12 protein-coding genes and 1 rRNA gene are annotated in these 24,166 nt (G+C 45.6%); 2 read left to right on the forward strand and 11 right to left on the reverse strand.

Translation table 11 applies throughout. The annotated features are described in order from the left end of the window. Window positions 1–228 (reverse strand): 16S ribosomal RNA (locus L5M40_RS19610); the annotation flags it as partial. Between the two features lie 914 nt (window positions 229–1,142). Then, the gene (gene acnB / locus L5M40_RS19615; protein ID WP_105250395.1) at window positions 1,143–3,740 is read right to left on the reverse strand and encodes a bifunctional aconitate hydratase 2/2-methylisocitrate dehydratase; all 2,598 of its coding nucleotides are present in this window, start codon (window positions 3,738–3,740) and stop codon (window positions 1,143–1,145) included. 434 nt (window positions 3,741–4,174) lie between these two features. Here acnB and hxpB point away from each other — a divergent pair, with 434 nt between their 5' ends. Both hxpB and L5M40_RS19625 read left to right on the forward strand, forming a co-directional pair. Continuing rightward, window positions 4,175–4,834, forward strand: a complete 660-nt coding sequence (hxpB, locus tag L5M40_RS19620) for a hexitol phosphatase HxpB (protein ID WP_198573086.1) — start codon at window positions 4,175–4,177, stop codon at window positions 4,832–4,834. A gap of 95 nt (window positions 4,835–4,929) precedes the next feature. After that, window positions 4,930–5,271, forward strand: coding sequence for a DUF2845 domain-containing protein (locus L5M40_RS19625; RefSeq protein WP_028759308.1), 342 nt, complete (start codon window positions 4,930–4,932; stop codon window positions 5,269–5,271). A 79-nt stretch (window positions 5,272–5,350) separates the two neighbouring features. On the opposite strand, the gene L5M40_RS19630 is transcribed toward L5M40_RS19625, so the two are convergent. From L5M40_RS19630 to ampD, 9 genes are all read right to left on the reverse strand, one after another. Next, window positions 5,351–7,393 carry a M13 family metallopeptidase gene (locus L5M40_RS19630; protein ID WP_263257109.1) on the reverse strand — a complete coding sequence of 681 codons (2,043 nt, stop codon included), beginning with the start codon at window positions 7,391–7,393 and terminating at the stop codon, window positions 5,351–5,353. A gap of 228 nt (window positions 7,394–7,621) precedes the next feature. Beyond that, window positions 7,622–9,838, reverse strand: a complete 2,217-nt coding sequence (locus L5M40_RS19635) for a patatin-like phospholipase family protein (protein ID WP_263257111.1) — start codon at window positions 9,836–9,838, stop codon at window positions 7,622–7,624. A 281-nt stretch (window positions 9,839–10,119) separates the two neighbouring features. Then, on the reverse strand, window positions 10,120–14,613 hold the full coding sequence (locus L5M40_RS19640; protein ID WP_263257113.1) for an EAL domain-containing protein: 4,494 nt from the start codon (window positions 14,611–14,613) through the stop codon (window positions 10,120–10,122). A gap of 393 nt (window positions 14,614–15,006) precedes the next feature. Then, window positions 15,007–16,434: a dihydrolipoyl dehydrogenase gene (gene lpdA / locus L5M40_RS19645; RefSeq protein WP_105250398.1), complete on the reverse strand. Its 1,428-nt coding sequence runs from the start codon at window positions 16,432–16,434 to the stop codon at window positions 15,007–15,009. Window positions 16,435–16,581: 147 nt separating this feature from the next. Further along, the gene (gene aceF, locus L5M40_RS19650) at window positions 16,582–18,585 is read right to left on the reverse strand and encodes a dihydrolipoyllysine-residue acetyltransferase (protein ID WP_173496214.1); all 2,004 of its coding nucleotides are present in this window, start codon (window positions 18,583–18,585) and stop codon (window positions 16,582–16,584) included. Between the two features lie 12 nt (window positions 18,586–18,597). Continuing rightward, entirely contained in the window at window positions 18,598–21,264 is a 2,667-nt protein-coding gene (aceE, locus tag L5M40_RS19655) for a pyruvate dehydrogenase (acetyl-transferring), homodimeric type (RefSeq protein WP_173496213.1), read from the reverse strand. A gap of 81 nt (window positions 21,265–21,345) precedes the next feature. Further along, complete coding sequence (gene pdhR, locus L5M40_RS19660) at window positions 21,346–22,098, reverse strand: pyruvate dehydrogenase complex transcriptional repressor PdhR (protein WP_105250401.1); 753 nt, start codon at window positions 22,096–22,098, stop codon at window positions 21,346–21,348. Between the two features lie 317 nt (window positions 22,099–22,415). Next, complete coding sequence (ampE, locus tag L5M40_RS19665; RefSeq protein ID WP_168825821.1) at window positions 22,416–23,267, reverse strand: beta-lactamase regulator AmpE; 852 nt, start codon at window positions 23,265–23,267, stop codon at window positions 22,416–22,418. A 96-nt stretch (window positions 23,268–23,363) separates the two neighbouring features. Further along, window positions 23,364–23,912: a 1,6-anhydro-N-acetylmuramyl-L-alanine amidase AmpD gene (gene ampD / locus L5M40_RS19670; RefSeq protein ID WP_263169631.1), complete on the reverse strand. Its 549-nt coding sequence runs from the start codon at window positions 23,910–23,912 to the stop codon at window positions 23,364–23,366. Window positions 23,913–24,166 lie beyond the last annotated feature (254 nt).

The following is a 24,166-nucleotide window of genomic DNA, read 5'->3' on the forward strand; positions in this document are numbered from 1 at the left end:
TCCAATCGCGGAAGGCCCGAAGGTCCCCTCCTTTCCCCCGTAGGGCGTATGCGGTATTAGCAGTCGTTTCCAACTGTTATCCCCCTCGACTGGGCAGATCCCTAGGCATTACTCACCCGTCCGCCGCTCGCCACCTCAGGAGTAAACTCCCTTGTGCTGCCGCTCGACTTGCATGTGTTAGGCCTGCCGCCAGCGTTCAATCTGAGCCATGATCAAACTCTTCAATTAAAGTTTTGTTGCTTCCGTCTTACGACTTCAGCGGCTCAATGAATTCTACTGTTTTGATTCGCTTTGCTCACTAAGAAGCATCGCGTTTCAATTCATACATTACTGTATATACATATTACTATGAACACTCAATCATGCTTCCCGTTAAGGAGAATGACTTGAAAACATTGATTTAAATTTTTGACTGCCAACCCGAAGGCTAAGCAGTTTCGATTAACTCAACACCTGTGAGTGTCCACACAGATTTCTTGTTTTATCTTGTTAAAGAGCAACTCAATATTCATAAGAGAACTTGAGTACCACACTGAGCGTCGAACGCTTCCAGTTGGCTAGGGCTGCGTATTCTACGCATTTCCCGTTTCGCGTCAAGGAGTTTTTACAAACTTTCTCAACACTCATCAATCAGTAAACTCATCGATGAACTGTCACATCAGGCAGCTTAACGCCGTCTGCCGTGTCAGTGGATGCGCATTATAGGCAGCAGGAGATTTTGTGCAACCCCTATTTTCAGGAAATTTGCAGTTAATGCTAATTATCTAATCTAGCCACACCATACCCACCACTTACCCCCAAAGTTATCCACAATTCAGTCAAGACTACGCCTTTGTTTCGCATTATGTATAGCCAAAAGCCATCAGATGATTTGTTAGTAGTTATAAAAATAGAAGACTTTCGTCTTTTAAAATGAAGATTAAACGAGGCTAAGCGTGTGATTGACCTACGGATCGGCTTAAATGGATTTGTTTTAATGGCGACAACGCGTGACCATTAGTAAGTAGCGAGTTTGCGATGTAAGAACTAAAGCATGACTATGATAGGGTTCATTGGTGCATATAGATGTAGAAATAAAACAAACCCACAAAAAAGCCAGCTTACGCTGGCTTTTTACATCAACTTACCTTAACGGCAATCGATTACACAGCTGTCTGGAAGATCACTTCCGATGCTTTTTTTGTGTAAGACTCGATTTGATCAAAGTTCAAGTAACGGTATGTGTCAGCTGCAGTTGCGTCTAACTCTTTAGCGTATTCTTGATATTCTTCAGGTGACGGCAGACGACCTAACAGCGCAGCAACCGCAGCCAGTTCAGCAGAGGCTAAGTAAACGTTAGCACCTGTACCTAAACGGTTAGGGAAGTTACGGGTAGAAGTCGATACCACAGTTGAACCTTCAGCTACACGTGCTTGGTTACCCATACACAGTGAACAACCTGGGATCTCGATGCGCGCGCCTACACGACCAAAAATCGCGTAGTAGCCTTCTTCAGTCAGCTGATCTCTATCCATCTTAGTCGGTGGTGCAATCCACAGACGTGTTGGCAGGGTTTTAGCAAACTTGTCTAGCATCTTACCGGTTGCGCGGAAGTGACCGATGTTGGTCATACAAGAACCGACGAACACTTCATCAATCTTAGTTTGCGCAACAGATGACAGTAAAACGGCATCATCAGGATCGTTTGGCGCACACAGGATTGGCTCTTTGATGTCATTTAAGTCGATTTCGATTACTGCAGCATACTCAGCATCTTTATCGGCGCTCATCAGCTCAGGATTGGCTAACCACTCTTGCATGCCTTTGATACGACGTTCAATCGTACGACGATCGCCATAACCTTCAGCGATCATCCACTTGAGCATGATGATGTTTGAGTTCAGGTATTCAATGATAGGTTCTTTGTCTAACTTGATGGTACAACCGGCAGCAGAGCGCTCAGCTGAAGCATCTGACAGTTCGAAAGCTTGTTCAACTTTCAAGGTTTCAAGACCTTCGATTTCCAGTACGCGACCAGAGAAGATGTTTACTTTACCTTTCTTCTCAACGGTCAGCATGCCCAGTTCAATGGCTTTTAATGGGATAGCATGAACCAGATCACGCAGTGTGATACCCGGTTGCATTTTGCCCTTGAAGCGCACTAATACTGATTCAGGCATGTCGAGTGGCATAACGCCAGTCGCAGCAGCAAACGCTACTAAGCCAGAACCTGCTGGGAATGAAATACCGATTGGGAAACGCGTATGTGAGTCACCACCCGTACCAACGGTATCTGGTAGCAGCATACGGTTTAACCACGAGTGGATAACACCGTCACCTGGACGCAGTGATACACCGCCGCGATTCATGATGAAATCTGGCAGAGTATGATGTGTGTTCACATCAACTGGCTTTGGATAAGCCGCAGTGTGACAGAATGACTGCATAGTCAAATCAGCACTGAAACCTAAACAAGCTAAATCTTTCAGCTCATCACGGGTCATAGGACCTGTCGTGTCTTGTGAACCGACAGACGTCATCTTAGGTTCGCAGTATTGACCAGGACGCACACCCGCTACGCCACAAGCTTTACCGACCATCTTCTGCGCAAGTGTATAACCTTTACCGGTATCAGCGACATCTTGAGAACGTACAAAGACGTCAGATAACCCTAAGCCTAATACGTCACGGGCTTTGTCAGTTAAACCACGACCGATGATCAATGGAATACGACCACCAGCACGAACTTCGTCTAACAAGACTTCAGTTTTTAAGCTGAATTCTGAAATCACTTCGTCGCTATCGTGACGCTTAACCACACCAGCGTATGGGTAGATGTCAATTACATCGCCCATTTCCATCTTGTTTACGTCAAGCTCGATTGGCAGTGCGCCCGCATCTTCCATAGTGTTGAAGAAAATCGGTGCAATTTTACCGCCAAGGCAGAAACCGCCAGCGCGCTTGTTGGGTACAAATGGAATATCATCGCCCATAAACCACAGTACTGAGTTAGTCGCAGATTTACGTGATGAACCCGTACCCACAACGTCACCCACATATACTAATGGATGACCTTGTGCTTTTAATGCTTCGATTTTTTTCACTGGGCCAACGGCGCCAGCAACATCAGGCTCGATACCATCACGGGCGTTTTTCAGCATAGCTAACGCGTGCAATGGGATATCAGGACGTGACCATGCATCTGGTGCAGGTGACAAGTCATCGGTGTTGGTTTCACCAGAAACTTTAAATACTGTCAGAGTGACTTTGTCGGCAAGTTTTGGACGGCTTAAATACCAATCTGCATTCGCCCACGCTTCAACCACTTGCTTAGCAAACTCATTGCCCGCTTCCATCTTCTCAACCACATCGTGGAAAGAATCAAACATCAGCAGAGTGTGAGATAACGCTTTAACAGCTAAAGGTGCTAACGCTGGATTATCCAGCTGCGCGATCAGAGGTTCGATGTTGTAGCCGCCTTGCATTGTGCCTAACAACTCAGTAGCACGCTCAGCAGACAGAATCGGTGATTTTTCAGTGCCTTTGGCAACCGCATCTAAAAAAGCAGCTTTAACATAAGCAGCTTCATCAACACCTGGGGGAATTCGATTTTCAAGCAGGTCGAGAACGAAAGCCTCTTCACCTGCGGGTGGATTTTGAACTAACTTAACCAGTTCAGCCACTTGATGTGCATCTAATGGTTTAGGGACTACGCCCTCTGCAGCACGTTCTGCGACGTGTTTACGATATGCTTCTAGCACGGCAACATTCCTCTTTGTTTGGCGCTCTAACAACGAAACTGCACGTCTTCTTAATTGAAGCTGACAGTCCGACATGATCGACCCGTATTTCCGGCCTGCAGTATACTACACCTTTGCAAAAGTATGAATCAGGTCACACTCGGCAAAAAGCGAAATAAGGACTAAATCCGGCGGCGAATGCCAACTTACGGGAAGATTAAAACAAGTGAAATTAGACAATAGTTTGAAAACAGACAAAAAACCATACACTACAAATAGTTAACAATGTTTTATTAATTTTAAATCGAACAAGCAATTTTCCGTGTCAGAGAGCAAATAGGTATAAATTTTTCTCATCTTGCTGCATTTTGGCTTTTAAGATGCAGTGCGAGAACTTACACTCAGGCTTAATTTACTGCATATCTCAGTTATTTCCTTAGTCCATCGGAGTACCAATGACATCCCTTAGCATTCAAGCCGTTATTTTTGATATGGATGGCGTTTTAATCGATTCAGAACCCCTATGGCAGCGAGTCGAGTATGAAGTGTTATCCGCACTCGGCGTGCCAGTGACGATAGAAACGATTCAACAAACCACGGGCTTACGCATCGATCAATGCGTCGATTATTGGTACCACAAGGCACCTTGGCCACACTATGATAATGCCAAGGTCAGCCAAACGATTGTTGATAAAGTTGCAAATGAAATTCTGGTTAGCGGCGAAGCTATGCTGGGCGTTTACGAAACGATTGACCACTGCCAAGCGTTTGGCCTTAAAATCGGCTTAGCGACTTCATCCCCAAACACCATTATCCAAGCAGTATTAACGAAGTTAGATCTCAGTGAAAAGTTTATGGCGATAGAATCGGCTGAACACCTAATCTATGGCAAACCCCACCCAGAAGTTTATTTGAATTGCGCTAAAGCGTTAGATGTTGATCCCCGTTGTTGTCTTGCCATCGAAGATTCCTTTAACGGCTTAATTGCCGCCAGAGCAGCCAACATGCAAACGGTCGCGATCCCTGCGCCAGAACAAAGAGGCGATGCTAAGTGGATTATCGCCCATCATCAGGCCGAGAGTTTGTTGGCATTAACAACAATTTTGGCAAAATAACGTCACAACACACCGAGTTTCTGCAGGGCAGATAAGCTTAGTCTTTGCCCTACGGATAAATGACAGAATGGTGTATGCACCAGAAGGAATTCAATGTGAAGTACCTATCCTTAATACTGCCCATGGGCTTAATACTCATGTCCACCTGTTTACCCGCTAGCGCAGGTGAGACCATGCACTGTAAACAACAAGTGATCAATACGGGCGATACTTTAACGACTGTGCAGGATAAATGCGGCTCGCCCAGCGATATTCGAGAATACAGTCTGCCAGCGACTTATCTCAACGCTAACGGAGACAGGGTGATCGATCCTAGCAAGTTGCCGACTGAGTATCAAGAATGGACCTATGACTTTGGACCAACACGCTTAATGCGCCGCCTGTATGCCACTGATAATAAAGTCACAAAAATTGAATCCTTAGGTTACGGACATTAATCGGCAGCATCCTAGATTATGGTCATCAATAAAAAAGCCAGACATTGTCTGGCTTTTTTATTTCAATCTGCTGAATTTATTACCAAATTTTTACACGTTCATCTGGTGTTAAATACATTTTATCGCCTTCTTTCATATCGAAGGCCTTATAGAAGGCTTCCACGTTACGTGGCGTACCCATGGCACGATAATGGCTTGGTGAATGCGGATCTGTCAGCAAACGACGGCTCAGCTCTTCATCACGATAATTACGGCGCCATACTTGCGACCAACCCACAAAGAAGCGTTGCTCGCCCGTTAAACCATCGAGCACAGGCGCTGGTTTGCCGTTAAGGCTCATCAAATACGAACGTGCCGCTACGGTTAAACCACCTAAGTCGCCGATGTTTTCCCCTAAGGTCAAATCACCATTAACAAACTTGCCGGGCATTGCCTCATAACCTGAGTATTGGGCAGACAACTGCTTACCGCGCTTTTGGAACTCTTCTCTGTCTTTATCTGACCACCAATCACGCAGGTTGCCATCACCATCGTATTTAGCGCCTTGGTCATCAAAACCATGGCTAATTTCATGGCCGATCACGGCACCGATACCACCGTAGTTAACGGCATCATCGGCATCCATATTAAAGAATGGCGGTTGCAGAATCGCAGCAGGAAAGACGATTTCGTTTTTCACTGGACTGTAATAAGCATTCACCGTTTGTGGTGTCATACCCCATTCGGTACGATCAATTGGCTTGCCTAGCTTGTTGATCATGTCTTGATATTCAAACTGAGCGTAACGCATGTAGTTACCCACTAACTCGTCAGCCTTAATATCTAAACCTGAGTAATCTTTCCATTTATCTGGATAGCCAATTTTGTAAGTAAATTTAGCCAGTTTTTCTTGGGCGGCGACTTTGGTTTCTGGCGTCATCCACTCAAGTTCATTAATGCTGACTTCAAAACCTTTGATCAAGTTTTTGATCATGGTTTCCATGCGCGCTTTAGCTTCTGGCTTGAAGTATTGCTTAACATACTCTTCGCCCACTAACTCACCAATCACTTGGTCGGCGCCATCAACTGCTTTTTTCCAGCGTGGCTGCTGCTCTTCGATACCCATTAAGGTTTTGCTCTTAAAGGCGAAGTTCAAATCAACAAAGTTTTTACTCAGTAACTCGGCGTAGCTATCCACTAAGTGGAACGCAAGATAATCTTGCCAAGCCGATACAGGGAATGTCTCAAAACTGGCGCCGAGTTTTTCAAAATAAGAGGGCTGACGCACGATCACTTCAGTCACTTTATCGCCTAAGCCCGCACTCGCAGCAAAGGCATTAAAATCGAATTGACCGGTTAACTTTTGCAGTTCAGCACCATCTAACTTGTTGTATGCCTTGTTGGCATCACGGGATTCGACTCGGCTCCACTGACTTTTGGCGATCATCATTTCGATGTCGGCGACGTTTTTAGCCGCGCGTTTAGCGTCCTTGTAACCCGCTTCGGTCAGTATGTCTGTCACATACTTGGCCATGGCTTGGCGATTAGCGGCAAACTTAGGATCATCTTTTAGGTAATAATCGCGGTCAGGCAACGTAAGGCCAGACTGGCTTAAATACACCGCATACTGAGTTGAGTTTTTAGCGTCATTATTGACGTAAAAACCAAAGGGAATACTAGAACCCGTCGTCAGTAACTTGCCCATAACAGCGGGTAAGTCAGCGTGCGTTCTTGCGGCTGCGATATTGGCCAGCAAAGGGTTTAGTGGTGTAACACCTAAGGTTTCAAGTAAATCGGTATTCATGAAACTGGCATTGAAATCACCGATTTTCTGCTCATTCGAGCCTGCGGCAGGATTCTTTTTAGCGGCCGCTTCGTCGATAATTTTCTTCAATGCATCTTGGCTTTGGTCGTACAACACAGAAAACGCGCCATAATTAGATTTGTCAGCAGGAATAGGCGTATTCGCCAACCATTTTCCATTAACGCTGTAATAGAAATCATCTTGATGGCGGACTGAGGCATCAAAGTTTTGCAATTCAATGCCAGACACCGCGACGGCTTCAGTTTTAGGCTCAGTACTACAAGCCGCTAAACCTAAACTCAAGGCGATACTCAGTGCCAGTGTGCTTATCTTCTTCATTACTTTCCCCAGCTTCCGTTGAGAGTTATTATTTTTCCCGCAAAACCTTAGCATCTTGGCACGCCTCACAGTAGTAAGATTTTGTAAAAGGATATGACACTTTAGCGACACCCTTAGCTATTTCGGCAAGATAACTTCCATAGGGATGACGCTTATAGTTTTTCCATCGACCAAAAAGTAAGGGCACAACCTCAGTCATGCCCTTAAGTTCTTTACACAAATCTCAAACTAGAAGTTTTTACCCACAAATAAATAGAAAGACTTATCGCCAAGATCTGTGATCCCAAAACCAAGTGCCGCGGGTCCCATGGAAGTATCTGTACCGATATAAAGACTCGATGCATAAATCAGATCGGTCAGGGTGACGTCAGTGCGCTCGTCCCAGACATTCCCTGCCTCTAAGCTCCAACCTAGGTATAGAGGATAATCTGTCATACCTAGCGCATCACGCCCGAGATCATATTGATAAATAAAGGCCCCAAACACTTTATGTGCGCCCATAATGGAGTCTTTATGGTAACCAGACAGGTTTAAGAATCCTCCCAGCTCAGATAAATGCAGCATATTGACACCATCATTATTGTTGGTAGCAATCGATGCCTTACCAACAAAAGCGTGGTTACCTACACTCAAGGCACCTTTCCAGTCGGCCTCTATTTGCACGCTAAATTGGTTTTGATTATCGTCGATAATGTCATTGAAATCTTCATTGCGCACATAGACGTTTAAAGTTACGCGATTACCTGATGTTGGAAAGCTAATGCTATCTAAGCTATCGTAACCGAACCTAAAGTAAGCACCATAGGAACTAAAATCTAAGTCCTGCGTTAGCCAAACATCATTGACTATCGACCCCTTCTCTGCGACTAAGCCTAACTCAATCATCCCTTGTAAGGTGTAGTTATAACCTATGCCTAATTCAATAGTATGGGTTTTCTTGTCGAAGGTTAAGATACGACTGTTATTATTGTATAAGTCCCAATCACGGGTATCGTATTGATAGCGGGCACGGCTAAAGAACTGTTGATCCCTATCTAAAGGCTGATAAAACTCAGTTGCAAACAACTTTTCAATACCGAGTTTGACCTCATTGCGCCACTCGCCACCATTAAAGGTCAAATCGGTCATGGTATAAGCCATATCAAAACTGATGGCAGATTCTGAATTAAAGTCATCCTCCCAATTAAAGCCCAGTTGGAAATAATTCGGCCCCCAAGACTTAGCCTTAGTGGTGACTGTGAGTATGCGGCCATCCTCACCTTCTACAAATTCAGCATCGACACGTTCAAATTTATTGAGGGAGTAAATACGCTTTAACGCCTCATTAAGCTCGTCTTTAGATACAGCTTGCCCAGGTTTAATATCCAAGGTTTCCGTCAAGAGATTCAAACTCACCTTAGATTGGTTTTCAAATACGATTTCATTAATGGGATGACGTACATCCGCCATTAATAATTTACCTTTGGCTTTTTTAGCCTCGACGTAGGCGGCATATTCCTCAGGGCTCACGCTCATACTGCTCAACTTATAAAGCTGACCATTAGCGGCTTCTTTTCCAAGGGTTAATGCCAGCGGCATAATAGTGAAATCAGTGGTGCTGAGGGCGTCAATCGCGGGTCGGATCAATACATCTTTATCTGTCAGTAATTGTTTTTGTTTTTCAGTGCTGGCATTGGTCAAAAAATTAGAGAGCTGATCGAGCACTGCGATAGTACTGTCTAATTTATCTTTTTTGACCAGAGGCGAACCAATATCGACGGCGATAATAATATCGGCTCCCATGGCCTTAACCACATCGACGGGCATGTTATTAGCAATACCACCATCGACCAATAACTTGCCTTCAATTTGTGCTGGCTGAAGTGCACCAGGTACAGTTGCAGACGCTTGCATGGCTTTAACCATACTGCCATGACTAATCACCACAGGTAAGCTAGTTTCTAAGTCGGTTGCAACCGCTCGGTAGGGAATGGCTAAATCATCAAAATGACCAAATTGCTGTACCAGATCTGTCGACTGACGTAAAAGTTGTGACATAGTCTGTCCACGTAGCAGACCACTTGGCGCCCTCACTTGGCCTTCGTTATAGCCAATGTTTAACGGAATATTGTAACGGTCGCGTAACTGTTTATCCCTGTAACTCAAAATATTGCGCGGTATGGTGTCCGAGTAGCCACTGTCCCAGTTGACCCCCATCATGATAGCTTCCACTTCACTCGCACTGTAACCCAGTGAATACATGCCAGCGACATAGGCGCCTATGCTGGTGCCCGCGATATAATCGACTGGGATGTTATGTTCTTCTAATATTTTGAGCACGCCCACGTGAGCGGCGCCTTTAGCACCACCACCACTGAGTACGACACCAATTTTAAGGCGCTCTGCAGCCAAAGACGGGGTAACACACAAACACAAAATAATAGAAGCGAGTAGTTGACGCATCATGTGAGGCTACTTTTTATGGGATAAAAATCCGAGTTATATTAACAAACTTATCAATTTAACCGTCAGTCATATTTTATCTGGACCGACTAGTGATAAGTTTGTGTACTCTTTATACAAACAGATGAAGTTTAATTGAATAAACCGCTAAACAAAATATCCATCACCACTGAAGACGATAACGTTTACATCTCAAGCTCACAGGCTTATATCGTGCAGACGATTGCCCATCAGCTGTACAAATATTAAGTATTCGCGAGCCAATAATAGACTATGTTTCTAGCTTAATGATCAATAGAGACGATTTTGTTATCTGTCTCTAAATAGCGCTCAAAATCATCAACGCACATAGGTTTAGCAAAATAATACCCTTGAATAATATAACAGCCACGGCTAAAGACTTGCTCTAACTGCTCAACCGTCTCAATCCCTTCAGCAACCACATTTAATTTAAGGTTACGGGCTAATTCAATAATACTGCTCACAATCGCTTGATCTGCGGTATTAGTGGCGATATCAATCAAAAAGGAGCGATCAATTTTTAGGGTATTGACTTCAAAATTACGCAAATAAGCCAGTGAAGAATACCCAGTACCAAAGTCATCGATGGCAACCTCGATCCCCAAAGATTTCAATCGAGTAAGATGGTCTTTAGCGACATGCAACTCCTTCATCAATACGCCTTCGGTGATTTCTAATCCTAAAGATGCAGTTGGCATTTGGGTTTCTTGTAAAATTCTTTGGATATCTTCAATAAAATCTGGCTGCCTAAAATGCACAGCCGAAATATTAACCGACAACTTAAAGCCCGAGCCATAGCGCTTAGTCCAATTGGCTCCCTGCACACAGGCTTGTCTTAATACCCAGCGGTCAATATCAACAATTAAACCGCAGGCCTCGGCGACTTTGATGAAAATATCGGGACGAATAAACCCGTCCAGCGGATGTTTCCAGCGAATTAATGCCTCCATACCTATAAGCTTATCGTTACGTAAAATATCAATTTGCGGCTGATAATAAAGCTCGAACTCTTGTCGTTCTATGGCTTTGCGTAAATCGGCCTCAAGCCGTAAATGATAGAGGGCTTGAGCATTACGCTCCGAGGAATAATATTGGAAATTCCCTCGCCCTTCTTCTTTGGCATGGTACATAGCAAGATCGGCATTCTTGATAAAAGCCTCTGGCTGCACCGCATCGTCGGGCCAAATACTGATGCCTATGCTGGTCGAAATATAAAATTCCCGACCATATAACTTAAAAGGCGCGACAATTTGCTCCAACAGGCGCTCGGCGACATGGTTAATATCGTCAATGCTGTTTGCATTGCGGAGTAAAATCACAAATTCATCGCCACCAAAACGACAGAGTAAATGCTCGCTGGAAATACAAGATTGCAGTCGGCTTGATGCTTCGACCAGCAGAGCATCGCCCATGCTATGACCATAGGAATCATTAACATGCTTAAATCTATCGAGATCTAAAAACAGTAGCGCCAGTTTCTCACCTGTTTGTTGTGCAGCTTGAATCGACTGTAATAGACGGCTAGAAAATAAGGAGCGATTTGGCAACCCAGTAAGCACATCGTAATTAGCCAAACGGCGTAAATCGGCTTCAGTACGTTTACGCTCCGTAATATCAGAAAATACCACCACATAGTGGGTTACTTTCCCGTTAATGCTTTGCATCACCGACACGTTTAGCCACACAGGACAAAGTTGCTGATTGGCGCGGATTAACTCACGCTCTCCGGTCCAAGACTGACTATCACGGAGAAGTTGCTTAATCTCCGATGCTAACCCGTCATTCATCTGTACGAATTGTGCAAATGGTTGCCCGACTAAGTCGTCAGAATCTATACCAATAATTTGTTGCGCAGCGTAATTCGCAACGCGAATACCGCCTTCGACATCTAAAATCAACACACCTTCAGAGGTATTGCCAAACGCTTTCGCCAATAAATTAATTTCATCTTCTAGCTGGCGTTGCACAGTAATATCGCTATAAATACCCGCGACCCGTTCAATTTCATTTGAGTACTTATTGCGAGCAACTGGCCGCCCTCTAACCCTAAGCCATCCCCAATTACCGTCCTTACGCTGATAGCGATATTCGGCCTCGAATCGGTCAATCTCACCCGCCATCATGTTATCCCACTGAGCGAGAGCTTTCTCCCTATCCTGCGGATGCACAGGTAAATCCTCTAAGCTCACCACAATCTCATTGGCATGCGTACCAAGCACCGAACCGCGATTATCAAGGTGAAATGCCTGAGTATTTTTATGCCACTCCCAGAGATCTGAGTCACTGCCGCGCAAAGACTGCCTTAACCTGTCCTCACTCTCCGTTAATGCCAGATTCATCTGCTTAAATGTATTGATCTGTCGTTGTCGATACCAAGCAAGACTTAAAGCAATAATTGAAAATAACAGCAGCAAAATACCTTTAAAACCTTGGGATAACCACCAATGCTGCTCAACATAAAAAGGATAAGAGAACGGCTTATCTGACCATATCCCATTAACTTGACTCAAAATATCTAACACATAGCCACCCGCCGCTAATCCTGCGAGGTTGATCTGAGATTCCCCCTGCAACAAGACGTAATGGCTATCTTCATCCTGATAACGTAATCGGTATTTAAATTGAATTGGCGAATCATCGAGGTAATCTAAGTTAGTGATTTGAAAACTCACCATATTCGCATCGGGTTTGATGGTCATCAGGTTACGCGGCAACAAGGATACTTCTGTCGTGTTGTTATAGTACACAGAGACAGATTCAAGCATCACATGGTCATCGGTTATACGATTGACCAGCCTATTGACATCGAGTCGCATCACACCTTCAGGTGTTCCTAAGTAAAAGCCTGTTTTTGGCGAATAAAAATAAGCGCCCTCGTTCATTTCATCGGAAATCAAACCATCGAGTTGATTAAACATGGCGATATTGCCAGTTTGAATATCCTGACGAATCAAAGAATCAGCACAACCCACAAGATTTGACTTAGGGGTCTTTTGAATAAAAAACACTGAACTACAATTTAATTGCCATTCGGAAGTCAGTGAAACTAACGATTCCGCCTGCTGCTGATATTCAAACAAACCTTTTTCATAAGAACCAAACCAGATAATTCCCGGGGACATTTCTTCAATATGGCTAATCGTTGGTTGTGCCGCAAAAGCATTAAATAAGTGCCGTTGATCATGAAACTCGTTTTGACTGTCTATGTAACCAAAGACTTTTTTACCGCCAACCCAAAGACGACCGTCAGAGGTACGATAAATCGTGCGGATCACTGGCCGCTTGGGGCCATCAAATTCGTTCGATGACTTATCAATATCAAATGGCTGGGGCTCATAGAGTCCCATTTCCCAAAAATAGAGTCCCGTGGTAGTCGCAATCCAGACGCGTCCTTTCAGTTTGGGATCCCGATAAGTTTTATATATGAGCTTATTTTTAAAGTCATCCTGACCGTGAGTCCATTTAGAAAAACTACTTCCTTGCAAGGTCTCTTTATCAATAACAAAAAGACCACTGGTTGTTGAGATCAGTAAATAATGGTCCTCAAACTCACTAATATCATAAATACTTTCGTGGGGATTAAACCCCTCAATCGGAATGTTAACCGCTTTTTTACTGCCCTTAGCAACAAAATCTACACTGGAAGAACCGAGCCAAACCCCTTCATCACTGGCATGTACAGACCAAGTCATGGCATCGCTCAGCTGATAGGGTTCATCTGCCGCATAAGTATCAAGAATGAAATCAGGCGGTGACGCTAACAATGCCAATCCATCACCAGAGCCTCCAACCCACATCAAGCCTGCATCATCAAACAACATGGCTTTCAGCGTTTCCATGTTGGCCTCAGCCTTCAACTCTTGCTGATAATTCTCAATCAACCGCGTCTCAGGCGACCATTTTAACAAGCCAATACGACTGGCAAACCACAAATACCCTTTAGCATCTTCAATGATCGCTGTGCTCCAATCGGGTAATTCTGGCACAGGTGTAATTTGATGAGCGATTTGATCTAATTGATAAACACCACGCCCTGTCGCAATCCAGATCCTATGTTGAGTATCCTCCAACATATCGAGAATACTGCCCATAGATTCGGTCCAAGGGTATTGGAACAGCCGTTCGCCCTTGTTATCGAGGAGCTCTAGTTGCAACTGCCCCGCAACCAACATGTGTCCATTGGGCATAAGCAATAACTTGCGCCAAGGAAGGTCGCGATTAACAGCTAATTGGGTGATAAGGCGCAGTTCAGACTTTGAAGGGGAAAACTCATAGATCTGACCATTATCAATTAATAATCGCCATGTTTTGCTATTCTTGCGGGCTGCCGATATCAGCGCACCACCTGGAAACTGCGGGAATAGATAGGGAGAACCAAACGCGGTAAATTGATTTTGTACTATATCGTAAAGGTAAATCGCGGCATTGGTGCTGACCAATAACTTGTCTCGGTCGATGTTTACCACTGTCGTTAAAAAGTCATCCGCAAGCCGTGATTCCGTGCCAATTTTATCAATGCGCCGCACCTTAGAATTACTGACCCGATACAAGCCCTGCTCAGTCGCTGCCCATACAAAACCATAGTCATCTAAGGCTAAACCTCGGATGCTGGTGACAGCTAAACCGTCTCTATCGGTAAAAACACGCTGCACAAAGCCGCCCGCCCAAGCCGAATGGACGCTAATCAGTGAAAGGATGAAACATGTCAGAATTGTTCTAATTATTTTTGTTTGCATGTGACAACTTACTTCATACATATACCCAAACCACCTCAAAATGCAGCATTCAGCGGGAATTTAACGCACTTTAGGCAAGACGGCTATTTGCAGGCCTAGTGGGCTAAGTCAAAAATAGCCAACACCGCATAAAGTGCGTTACCCCGTGGTTAACATCAGCCACCGGGACGGAGCACCCAGAGCACTCCACTTCCGTGTTGCATCAATTCAAAAGGTGGCCACATTTTTTCATTGATGCGCCTTGAATTGAAGCACCCTGGGCGCTCTGAAACTCGTATTTTGAGGTCGCTTGGGTATAACTGTACTGTAGCAGCTCAATCCCTTCAATTCATCCGCTTGTTTACATAAAAGTTACAAAAAAATACAGGCAATAAAAAAGCGCTCAAGTGAGCGCTTTTTTAATCGACAGCTAAATTACTTTTTCTTTGCCTTTGGGTTTGGCAAATCAGTAATAGAACCTTCGTACATTTCAGCCGCTAAGCCGACTGATTCGTGCAGTGTTGGGTGAGCGTGAATGGTTAATGCTAAATCTTCAGCATCACAACCCATTTCAATCGCTAGACCGATTTCGCCTAACAGCTCGCCGCCGTTAACACCCACAATAGCACCACCGATCACGCGGTGAGTGTCTTTGTCGAAAATCAGCTTAGTCATACCTTCAGAACAATCTGACGCAATCGCACGACCACTTGCAGCCCATGGGAAAGTTGCGGTTTCGTAAGCAATACCTTGCTCTTTCGCTTCTTTCTCAGTCAAACCAACCCAAGCGACTTCTGGGTCAGTATAAGCAATTGATGGGATGACTTTTGGATCGAAGTAGTGCTTCATGCCAGCGATAACTTCAGCCGCTACGTGGCCTTCGTGCACGCCTTTGTGAGCCAACATAGGTTGACCAACGATGTCACCAATTGCATAGATGTGCGGTACGTTAGTACGCAGTTGCTTATCAACCTTGATAAAGCCACGCTCATCAACGTTAACACCTGCTTTTTCAGCATCTAACGACTTACCATTAGGTGCACGGCCAATAGCCACTAATACGGCATCGTAACGAACGGCTTCAGTTGGCGCGCTCTTACCTTCCATAGAAACATAGATACCGTCTTCACGGGCTTCGACCGCTGTGACTTTAGTTTCAAGGATCAGGTTGAATTTCTTCTTGATTTGCTTAGTAAATACGCGAACCACATCTTTATCAGCCGCAGGGATCACTTGGTCGAACATCTCAACCACGTCGATTTGGCTGCCTAAAGATGCGTACACAGTACCCATTTCTAGACCGATAATACCGCCGCCCATCACTAACAACTTGCCTGGAACTTCTTTCAGTTCTAATGCGTCAGTCGAATCCCAAATACGTGGATCTTCATGCGGAATAAATGGCAGTTTGATTGGGCGAGAACCCGCTGCAATGATCGCTTGCTCGAAAGTCACTTTAGTCACAGTGCCATCTTCAGCAGTCACTTCTAGCGTGTTAGGGCCAGTGAATTTACCAAAACCGTTAACCACGTTAACTTTACGCATTTTGGACATGCCGCCCAATCCGCCAGTTAATTGGCCAATGACTTTTTCTTTAAAGCCACGTAACTTATCTAAATCGATAGTTGGCTCGCCGAAGACCACACCGTGAGCGGCAACCGCTTTGGCTTCTTCGATAACTTTAGCAACGTGCAGTAAGGCTTTAGATGGGATACAACCCACGTTAAGACACACGCCACCTAAAGTGCTAAAACGTTCAACTATGATGGTTTCCAGACCTAAGTCAGCAGCACGGAAAGCCGCAGAATAACCTGCAGGACCTGCACCTAATACCACTACCTGAGTTTTGATTTCGTTACTCATGTTTTCCTCTAATTCTCATTCAATCCGTTGGAGGAGCTATCCTGCCAACCGAAAATGCGCCAGCGCGTAAGGTGGGCGCATTTTAACCTGTGTTTGATACTGATCACAATAAACAAAAGGCTGCTCAAGATGAGCAGCCTTATATGCTTACAGAACCAAAGTACGAATATCGGACAGAATTCCTGACAGCGTTACACTAAAACGTGCAGCCATGGCACCATCGATCACGCGGTGATCGTATGACAGTGACAGCGGCAACATCAATTTAGGTTCGAACTCTTTACCATTCCACTTAGGCTTAATTTCAGATTTAGACACACCTAAAATCGCCACGTCTGGGTAGTTCACGATAGGCGTAAACGCCGTACCGCCAATACCACCTAAACTTGAAATGGTGAAACAGCTACCTTGCATATCAGCAGATTTCAGCTTGCCATCACGGGCACGGATAGAGATATCAGCCAGTTCACGAGATAACTCGATAATGCCTTTCTTATCCACGTCACGCACGACTGGCACAACCAAACCGTTTGGCGTATCAACCGCCACACCGATGTGGAAATACTTTTTCTGGATCAGTGATTCGCCATCAGAGCTTAAGCTCGAGTTGAACACAGGGAACTGTTGCAACGTTTTAGCCACAGCTTTCAGCATAAACACTAAAGGCGTGATCTTGTAATCGGCTTTTTTCTTCGCCGCTACATCGTTTTGCTGCTTGCGGAACTCTTCCATTTCAGTGATATCAGCTTCATCGAACTGAGTCACGTGAGGGATAGTCACCCAGTTGCGGTGTAAGTTAGGGCCAGAAATCTTCTGGATACGGCTTAATGGAATCTCTTCCACTTCACCAAACTTACTGAAATCAACTTTAGGTGCTGCAATCACTTGCAGACCACCGCCGTTACCTGAACCAACAGAAGTTGCAGCAGTCGCTTTCGGACGCGACAGTTCGTATTTCACATACGCCTGCACATCTTCTTTCATGATGCGACCTTTACGGCCAGAACCAGTCACTTGGGTCAAGTCGACACCAAACTCACGGGCTAAACGGCGTACTGCAGGAGACGCATGTACCGCACCAGTAGACACAGGTGTACCTGCGCTTGGGTGATGGGGTACTGGTGGACGGCTTGCAGGTGTTGGGGCTGCAACGGGTGCAGCGCTCACTGGAGCAGGAGCCGCCGCTTGTGCAGCAGGTGCTGGCGCACTTGCTGTTGCAACAGAAGTCGTCTCAATCGTCGCAATGACGCTACCTTGAGAAACCTTGTCACCCACTTTAACAGTCAAAGACAGCAGTTTACCGGCGAATGGCGCAGGCACTTCCATGGTGGCTTTGTCAGTTTCAAGCGTAATCAAACCTTGGTCGGCAGTGATTTCATCACCGACAGAGACGAGCACTTCGATCACATCGACATTGCTGGCATCGCCAATATCCGGCACTTGAATTTCTTTTACCGCAACCACACTTGCCGCTGGTGCAGCAGGTGCTGCGGCCACTGGCGCTACCGTAGTGGCAGGAGCAGCTTGGGCAGCAACAGTTGGCGCGGCTGCAGGTGCAGCGCCGCCCACTTCAAGCATGATGACTAAAGAGCCTTGCGACACTTTATCGCCAACCGCAACTTTAACGTCTTTAACCACACCCGCGAAAGGTGATGGCACGTCCATCGTCGCTTTGTCTGTTTCTAGGGTAATTAAACCGCTATCAACTTCAATCTTGTCACCGACAGCAACCAGGACTTCGATAACCGATACATCTGTGTCGCCACCGATATCTGGTACTGTCACTTCAACCACTTTGGTTGCGCCCGTCGCAGGAGCCGCAGCCACAGGGGCAGGAGCCGCTTGAACTGGTGCAGATGCTGGTGCCGCCTGAGCGGGTGCTGCAACTGGAGCCGGAGCGGCTGCTGCCGCGCCCGCCGCTTGCATCATAGCAATCAAAGTACCTTCAGATACTTTATCGCCCACAGCCACTTTCAATTCGGCTAAAACACCGGCGAAAGGCGCTGGAATATCCATAGTCGCCTTGTCGCTTTCGACGGTAAGAATCGATTCTTCTGCCGCTAGGGTATCACCCACAGCCACACAAATTTCGATCACTTGCACTTCATCGCCGCCGATATCAGGAACAAAAACTTCTTTTAATTCAGCCATTTTCATTGCCTCTTACGCGTACTGTGGATTGATCTTGTCAGCGTCGATACCATATTCTTTAATGGCTTTTGCTAACACATCGACAGGCAGCTCTTTGCGATCAACCAGTGATTTCAGTGCCGCAATAACGATAAACTTAGCGTCCACTTCGAAGTGGTGACGCAGATTCTCGCGGCTGTCTGAACGACCGAAACCGTCAGTACCTAACACTTTGTAATCGGTAGGAATATAAGCACGTAACTGTTCGCCGTAAATCTTCATATAGTCAGTCGCGACGATTGCAGGTGCATCACTTGAAATCACTTGGCTGATATAGGCTTGTTTTGGCGTTTCGGTTGGGTGCAGCATGTTCCAACGTTCAGCGGCTTGACCATCGCGAGTCAATTCGTTAAAGCTGGTCACACTGAATACGTCGGCAGTAATACCAAAGTCTTTCGCCAGTGCTTGCGCCGCTTTACGAGTTTGTTCAAGGATAGTGCCACAGCTCATTAACTGAACTTTGCCTTTACCTGAACCCGCAACCGTTTCTAACTTGTAGATACCTTTCACTATGCCCACTTCCGCGCCTTCTGGCATGGCTGGTTGCTCATAGTTTTCGTTCATTGTGGTCAAGTAGTAGAAGATATCTTCTTGATTCTCGCCGTACATACGACGGATACCATCTTGTACCACAACGGCGATTTCGTAGCCGTATGTTGGATCGTAAGTAATACAGTTAGGGATAGTGTTCGCCAATACGTGGCTGTGACCATCTTGATGCTGTAAACCTTCGCCGTTAAGCGTTGTACGACCGGAAGTACCACCGACTAAGAAACCACGAGCACGCATGTCACCCGCTGCCCAAGCCATGTCGCCAATACGTTGGAAACCGAACATTGAGTAGTAGATGTAGAACGGGATCATAGGTGTATCGTTGACTGAGTAGCTCGTCGCTGCTGATACCCATGAAGACATAGCGCCGAGTTCGTTAATCCCTTCTTGCAATACTTGGCCGGTTTTATCTTCACGGTAGTAAGCAACTTGGTCAGAATCCTGCGGAATATATTTTTGGCCTTCGTGAGCATAAATACCCACTTGACGGAACAAACCTTCCATGCCGAAAGTACGGGCTTCGTCAGGAATAATTGGCACAATATTTTTGCCAATTTTCTTGTCTTTCAGCAGGGCTGTCAGAACACGAACGAATGCCATAGTCGATGAAATTTCACGGCCGTTAGAGCCCTGTAAAATCGAATCGAAAATCTTCAGTGATGGCACTTCCATCTCTTCGGTGAACTTTTGACGACGTTGTGGCACGCTACCATACAGCGCTTCACGACGGCTCATCATGTACTTCACTTCTTCAGAATCTGGACCTGGGTGATAGAAAGGCAGATCTTCTAACTGGTCATCTGGGATCGGAATATTGAAACGATCGCGGAAGTAACGGATAGACTCGATACCCATTTTCTTCACGTTGTGAGCGATGTTTTTACCTTCACCCGCATCACCTAAGCCATAACCTTTTACAGTTTTAGCTAAAATCACCGTTGGGCGACCTTTGGTTTTTTGTGCGTGATCTAAGGCAGCGTACACTTTCACGGGATCATGACCGCCACGGTTTAAACGCCAAATGTCATCATCTGACATATTAGCAACCATTTCGGCCGTTTCAGGATACTTACCAAAGAAGTGTTCGCGAGTATAAGCGCCACCTTTGGCTTTACAGTTTTGGTATTCACCGTCAACGGTTTCTTCCATTAACTGCAGTAACTTACCGCTAGTGTCACGGGCCAATAATGGATCCCAGTAACGACCCCAAATCACTTTGACCACTTCCCAGCCTGCGCCGCGGAATTCGCCTTCAAGTTCTTGGATGATCTTACCGTTACCACGTACAGGGCCATCAAGACGCTGTAAGTTACAGTTAACGATGAAGACTAAGTTATCTAATTCTTCACGGGCCGCTAAACCAATCGCACCTAAGGCTTCTGGCTCGTCACACTCACCGTCACCTAAGAAACAGTAAACGGTTTGTGCTGAACAATCTTTCAGACCACGGTCAGTCAGATATTTCAGGAAACGCGCCTGATAAATCGCTTGGATAGGACCTAAGCCCATAGAAACGGTTGGAAATTGCCAGTAATCCGGCATCAGTTTTGGATGTGGGTATGAAGACAGACCCTTGCCATCCACTTCTTGACGGAAGTTAGCCAGTTGGTCTTCGCTTAAACGACCTTCTAAGAATGAACGCGCATAAATACCAGGGGCAATATGGCCTTGGAAATACACTAAATCGCCACCGTCTTTTTCATTGGGTGCGCGGAAGAAGTGGTTAAAACATACGTCATAAATAGTCGCGCTTGAGGCGAAGCTTGAAATATGGCCGCCTAATTCTAAATCTTTCTTAGAACCACGAAGCACCATAGCTAAAGCGTTCCAACGGATGATGGCGCGAATGCGACGTTCCATCTCTTGGTTGCCAGGCATGTGCGGCTCTTGACCCGCAGGGATAGTGTTCAGGTAAGCCGTTGTGGCGTTATAAGGCAAGTGAGTGCCATTACGACGCGCTTTATCGATCAGCTTTTCTAGTAAAAAATGCGCGCGCTCTGGGCCTTCCTGTTCCAACACGGCTTGCAGGGCATCAACCCATTCCTGAGTCTCTAACGGATCTACGTCTTGTAGCATATCTTCAGACATGACACTGTCCTTCTCTATATACATGATAATGAATGGTGTTTGCGGCATATTCCGATTTAGCTGGCAGCTAAATCACAGAACTTAAGCGCCACTCTTTAAACGGCGCAAGCTTCGCTGCAACCGGCTATCTTCTTCCCGCACAGATAACATCACCTCTTCGATGTAACTTAAGTGTTCATTCGAGGCTTCTCTGGCGGCGTCGGGATCACGACGAACGATGGCAGCGAGCAAGGCCCGTCTGTGATCGTTAGCCATAGTAGAAGCTTCTTCGCGGCGGCTTAAAAGCTCCAGGTTTTGCGCCACATTTTGATGCAGCACAGGGGTTAAACTAAGAACGAGGTGTAACATAGCCACGTTATGTGACGCTTCCGCCACAGCACGATAAAAACGCACAATCGCAGCAGCTTTTTGTTCGATATCGGTGGCGGCTTCCACCTCGAGGATCATACGCTTGATATTTTGCATATCGGCGTCGGTACCACGCAGGGCCGCAAAATAGGCCATCATGCCTTCGGTGGCATGGCGGAACTCCAGTAAGTCGTACTGACTCTCTGGATCTGAATTCATCAGTTCAACAATAGGATCGGCAAGGGTCTGCCAGAGTTGTTCTTTGACATAAGTACCACCGCCTTGGCGGCGCATTAACAGTCCTTTTGCCTCAAGCTTTTGAATAGCTTCACGCAAAGAAGGTCGAGACACTTCAAACTGGATCGCCAGTTCGCGTTCAGGCGGTAACTTCTGACCGGGCTGTAAACTACCCTCTAAGATCATTTGCTCTAATTGCGCCATGATCACGTCAGAAATTTTTGGCTGATTAATTTTACTATAGGCCATCAGGCGCTCAGCTCCGTTGTAAATTGGTCTTACCAATTTTTTTGAGTGAGCGCACTTTATCAAATCAGCGTTTTGATGTCCAGATTGAAGATCACTCCTTAAAAGCGATCTCGATCAAAAGCACTCACGAAGAGAGAGCATAGCGGAAAAAAATGTTTATGGGGTCAGACCATTTGACAAAAGCATGGGCTTCGCCCTACTAGTCGCTGCAAAAAGCGCAGCGGATAGATTCTAGGCTCTAGACTCTAGACTAGAAGGAGCACAGTGACACCCTAGCAGCGAAGCGTTCTCGATTCTCGCTGCGAAGCGTCCTTCTTTCAACTCACCAATCCAAAAATGGTCAGTAATGAAAGTATTGCAACAATAAGTGTAAAGTTACGTTTACTGAGCACTAATAATGCTAAGGTTGATTGTACACATATAGGTGCACTTGCGACCTCAGGTAAAGGTTGTGCCGCTAATGCCGTTTCAGCAACCACAGTACGAGCGCTCACATTTAAGGTCAATCCATTACGGCGCCACGCCGCTAAACCTTCACTAAATTGACCACTTAAGGCATAACCAAAGGCGAAAATCCGGCTCGGTAACCAATCCAGTAGCCTAATCACTTCGTTGACTAAGGGTAGCTCTAGAGATTTACGGGCATTCTCTTCGGCATAAAAACGTACCGTGCAATACAGTACCGCACCGACTGGGCCTAAAAAAATGAAAAACAGCGCCACGGCACCATAATAACGATAGTTAATCCAAGCAACACTTTGACCCACTTTGGCACCTAGGTCTTTCTCGGATACAGCATCTAAACACTCGCTACAATCGAGTTCGGCGGCATAATGGTAACAAGCTTGGACGTCTGAGCGGCAAGCCGCTTGCATATATTTTTTGAAAATATCACGCTGTTTCTGATGGTTAAAACAAACCACGGCCACAACAATCCATAGGGCTAAACTCAATAAACCCCAAAACATTCCCGCCACTAACCAAGATAAAACATATACCAACAAGGCTGGCAGCACTAACGCCAACGCCATCATCACGCTTGTCAGTGACGCTTTATCACCAAAAAATGTTGTCTGATAGGATTGCAGTAAACGATCAAATTGCCATGATGAAGGAAGAAATTTAAGTCGCTCCACTAAAATGGCGACCAAAAGTGAAAATAATGCCATGGGCTGTACCTCTATAATTTGTCCATAAATAGTCTAGGTTTATATGGAATACGTCTAAAATCCAAAAAGTTAAGTGATTAACTAAGAGCGCAACGCCTAAGTATATTCCTTTAACTTGCCTAAATATCCTTCCCAATCAAAACTTTGCCCGGGGTCCGTTTTCCGCATTGGCGCAATATCACAATGACCCACAATCCGTTCAATACTCAGCAATGGATATTCTACCAGTAGGGCTTGTGTTAACTCGATAAGTGACTGATATTGCCTAGGAGTGTAAGACTCAGTATCTGTGCCTTCCAGTTCAATACCAATGGAAAAATCATTACAATTCTCTCTCTCGCCATAACGAGACACCCCAGCATGCCAAGCCCTGTCATTACAGCTTACATATTGGACACGCTCGCCATGGCGGCGGATCAAAAAGTGCGCCGACACTTGCAACCCCTGCAACGGTGCAAAGCTGGAATCGGCATTAGTATCTAAACACCCTTGAAATAATTGATCAATGTAAGGTAATCCAAAGCAGCCTGCGGGCAGACTAATATTGTGGATCACTAACAAACTCACTTCATTCAAGGGACGTTGATTAAAATGTGGCGACTCACAACGCCTCGCACTATCACACCAACCCGAATCAAACCGCATTATGAGCTTATCCTCTATGCCACATATACTGGCTTACTCTAACAGTATTCCTCCAAGCAAAGAAGAAACCCTGCGCACGGAACTTACTGACTGAGCTCTCTTTTAACATTGAGATCATGGAGCAAACCATCCACTCTCAATTTAAATAAGGCTGCAGCTTACACCTTTTGCCCAATCTTCCAACCTGTTCCGTGGGACCTAAGGCCGTGGTAATCTTAACCTAAAATGCAAGTAGGCCGTAATGCAAGGACTCC

Origin of the sequence: Shewanella sp. SM68, from assembly GCF_025653925.1 — a bacterium.
GTDB lineage: Bacteria > Pseudomonadota > Gammaproteobacteria > Enterobacterales > Shewanellaceae > Shewanella > Shewanella oncorhynchi.

Excerpts from the sequence above, each read along its gene's own strand:
- hxpB (WP_198573086.1), top strand. The coding sequence starts at position 4,175 with ATGACATCCCTTAGCATTCAAGCCGTTATTTTTGATATGGATGGCGTT.
- L5M40_RS19630 (WP_263257109.1), bottom strand. The coding sequence starts at position 7,393 with ATGAAGAAGATAAGCACACTGGCACTGAGTATCGCCTTGAGTTTAGGT.
- L5M40_RS19635 (WP_263257111.1), bottom strand. The coding sequence starts at position 9,838 with ATGATGCGTCAACTACTCGCTTCTATTATTTTGTGTTTGTGTGTTACC.
- L5M40_RS19640 (WP_263257113.1), bottom strand. The coding sequence starts at position 14,613 with ATGTATGAAGTAAGTTGTCACATGCAAACAAAAATAATTAGAACAATT.
- lpdA (WP_105250398.1), bottom strand. The coding sequence starts at position 16,434 with ATGAGTAACGAAATCAAAACTCAGGTAGTGGTATTAGGTGCAGGTCCT.
- aceF (WP_173496214.1), bottom strand. The coding sequence starts at position 18,585 with ATGGCTGAATTAAAAGAAGTTTTTGTTCCTGATATCGGCGGCGATGAA.
- aceE (WP_173496213.1), bottom strand. The coding sequence starts at position 21,264 with ATGTCTGAAGATATGCTACAAGACGTAGATCCGTTAGAGACTCAGGAA.
- pdhR (WP_105250401.1), bottom strand. The coding sequence starts at position 22,098 with ATGGCCTATAGTAAAATTAATCAGCCAAAAATTTCTGACGTGATCATG.
- ampE (WP_168825821.1), bottom strand. The coding sequence starts at position 23,267 with ATGGCATTATTTTCACTTTTGGTCGCCATTTTAGTGGAGCGACTTAAA.
- ampD (WP_263169631.1), bottom strand. The coding sequence starts at position 23,912 with ATGCGGTTTGATTCGGGTTGGTGTGATAGTGCGAGGCGTTGTGAGTCG.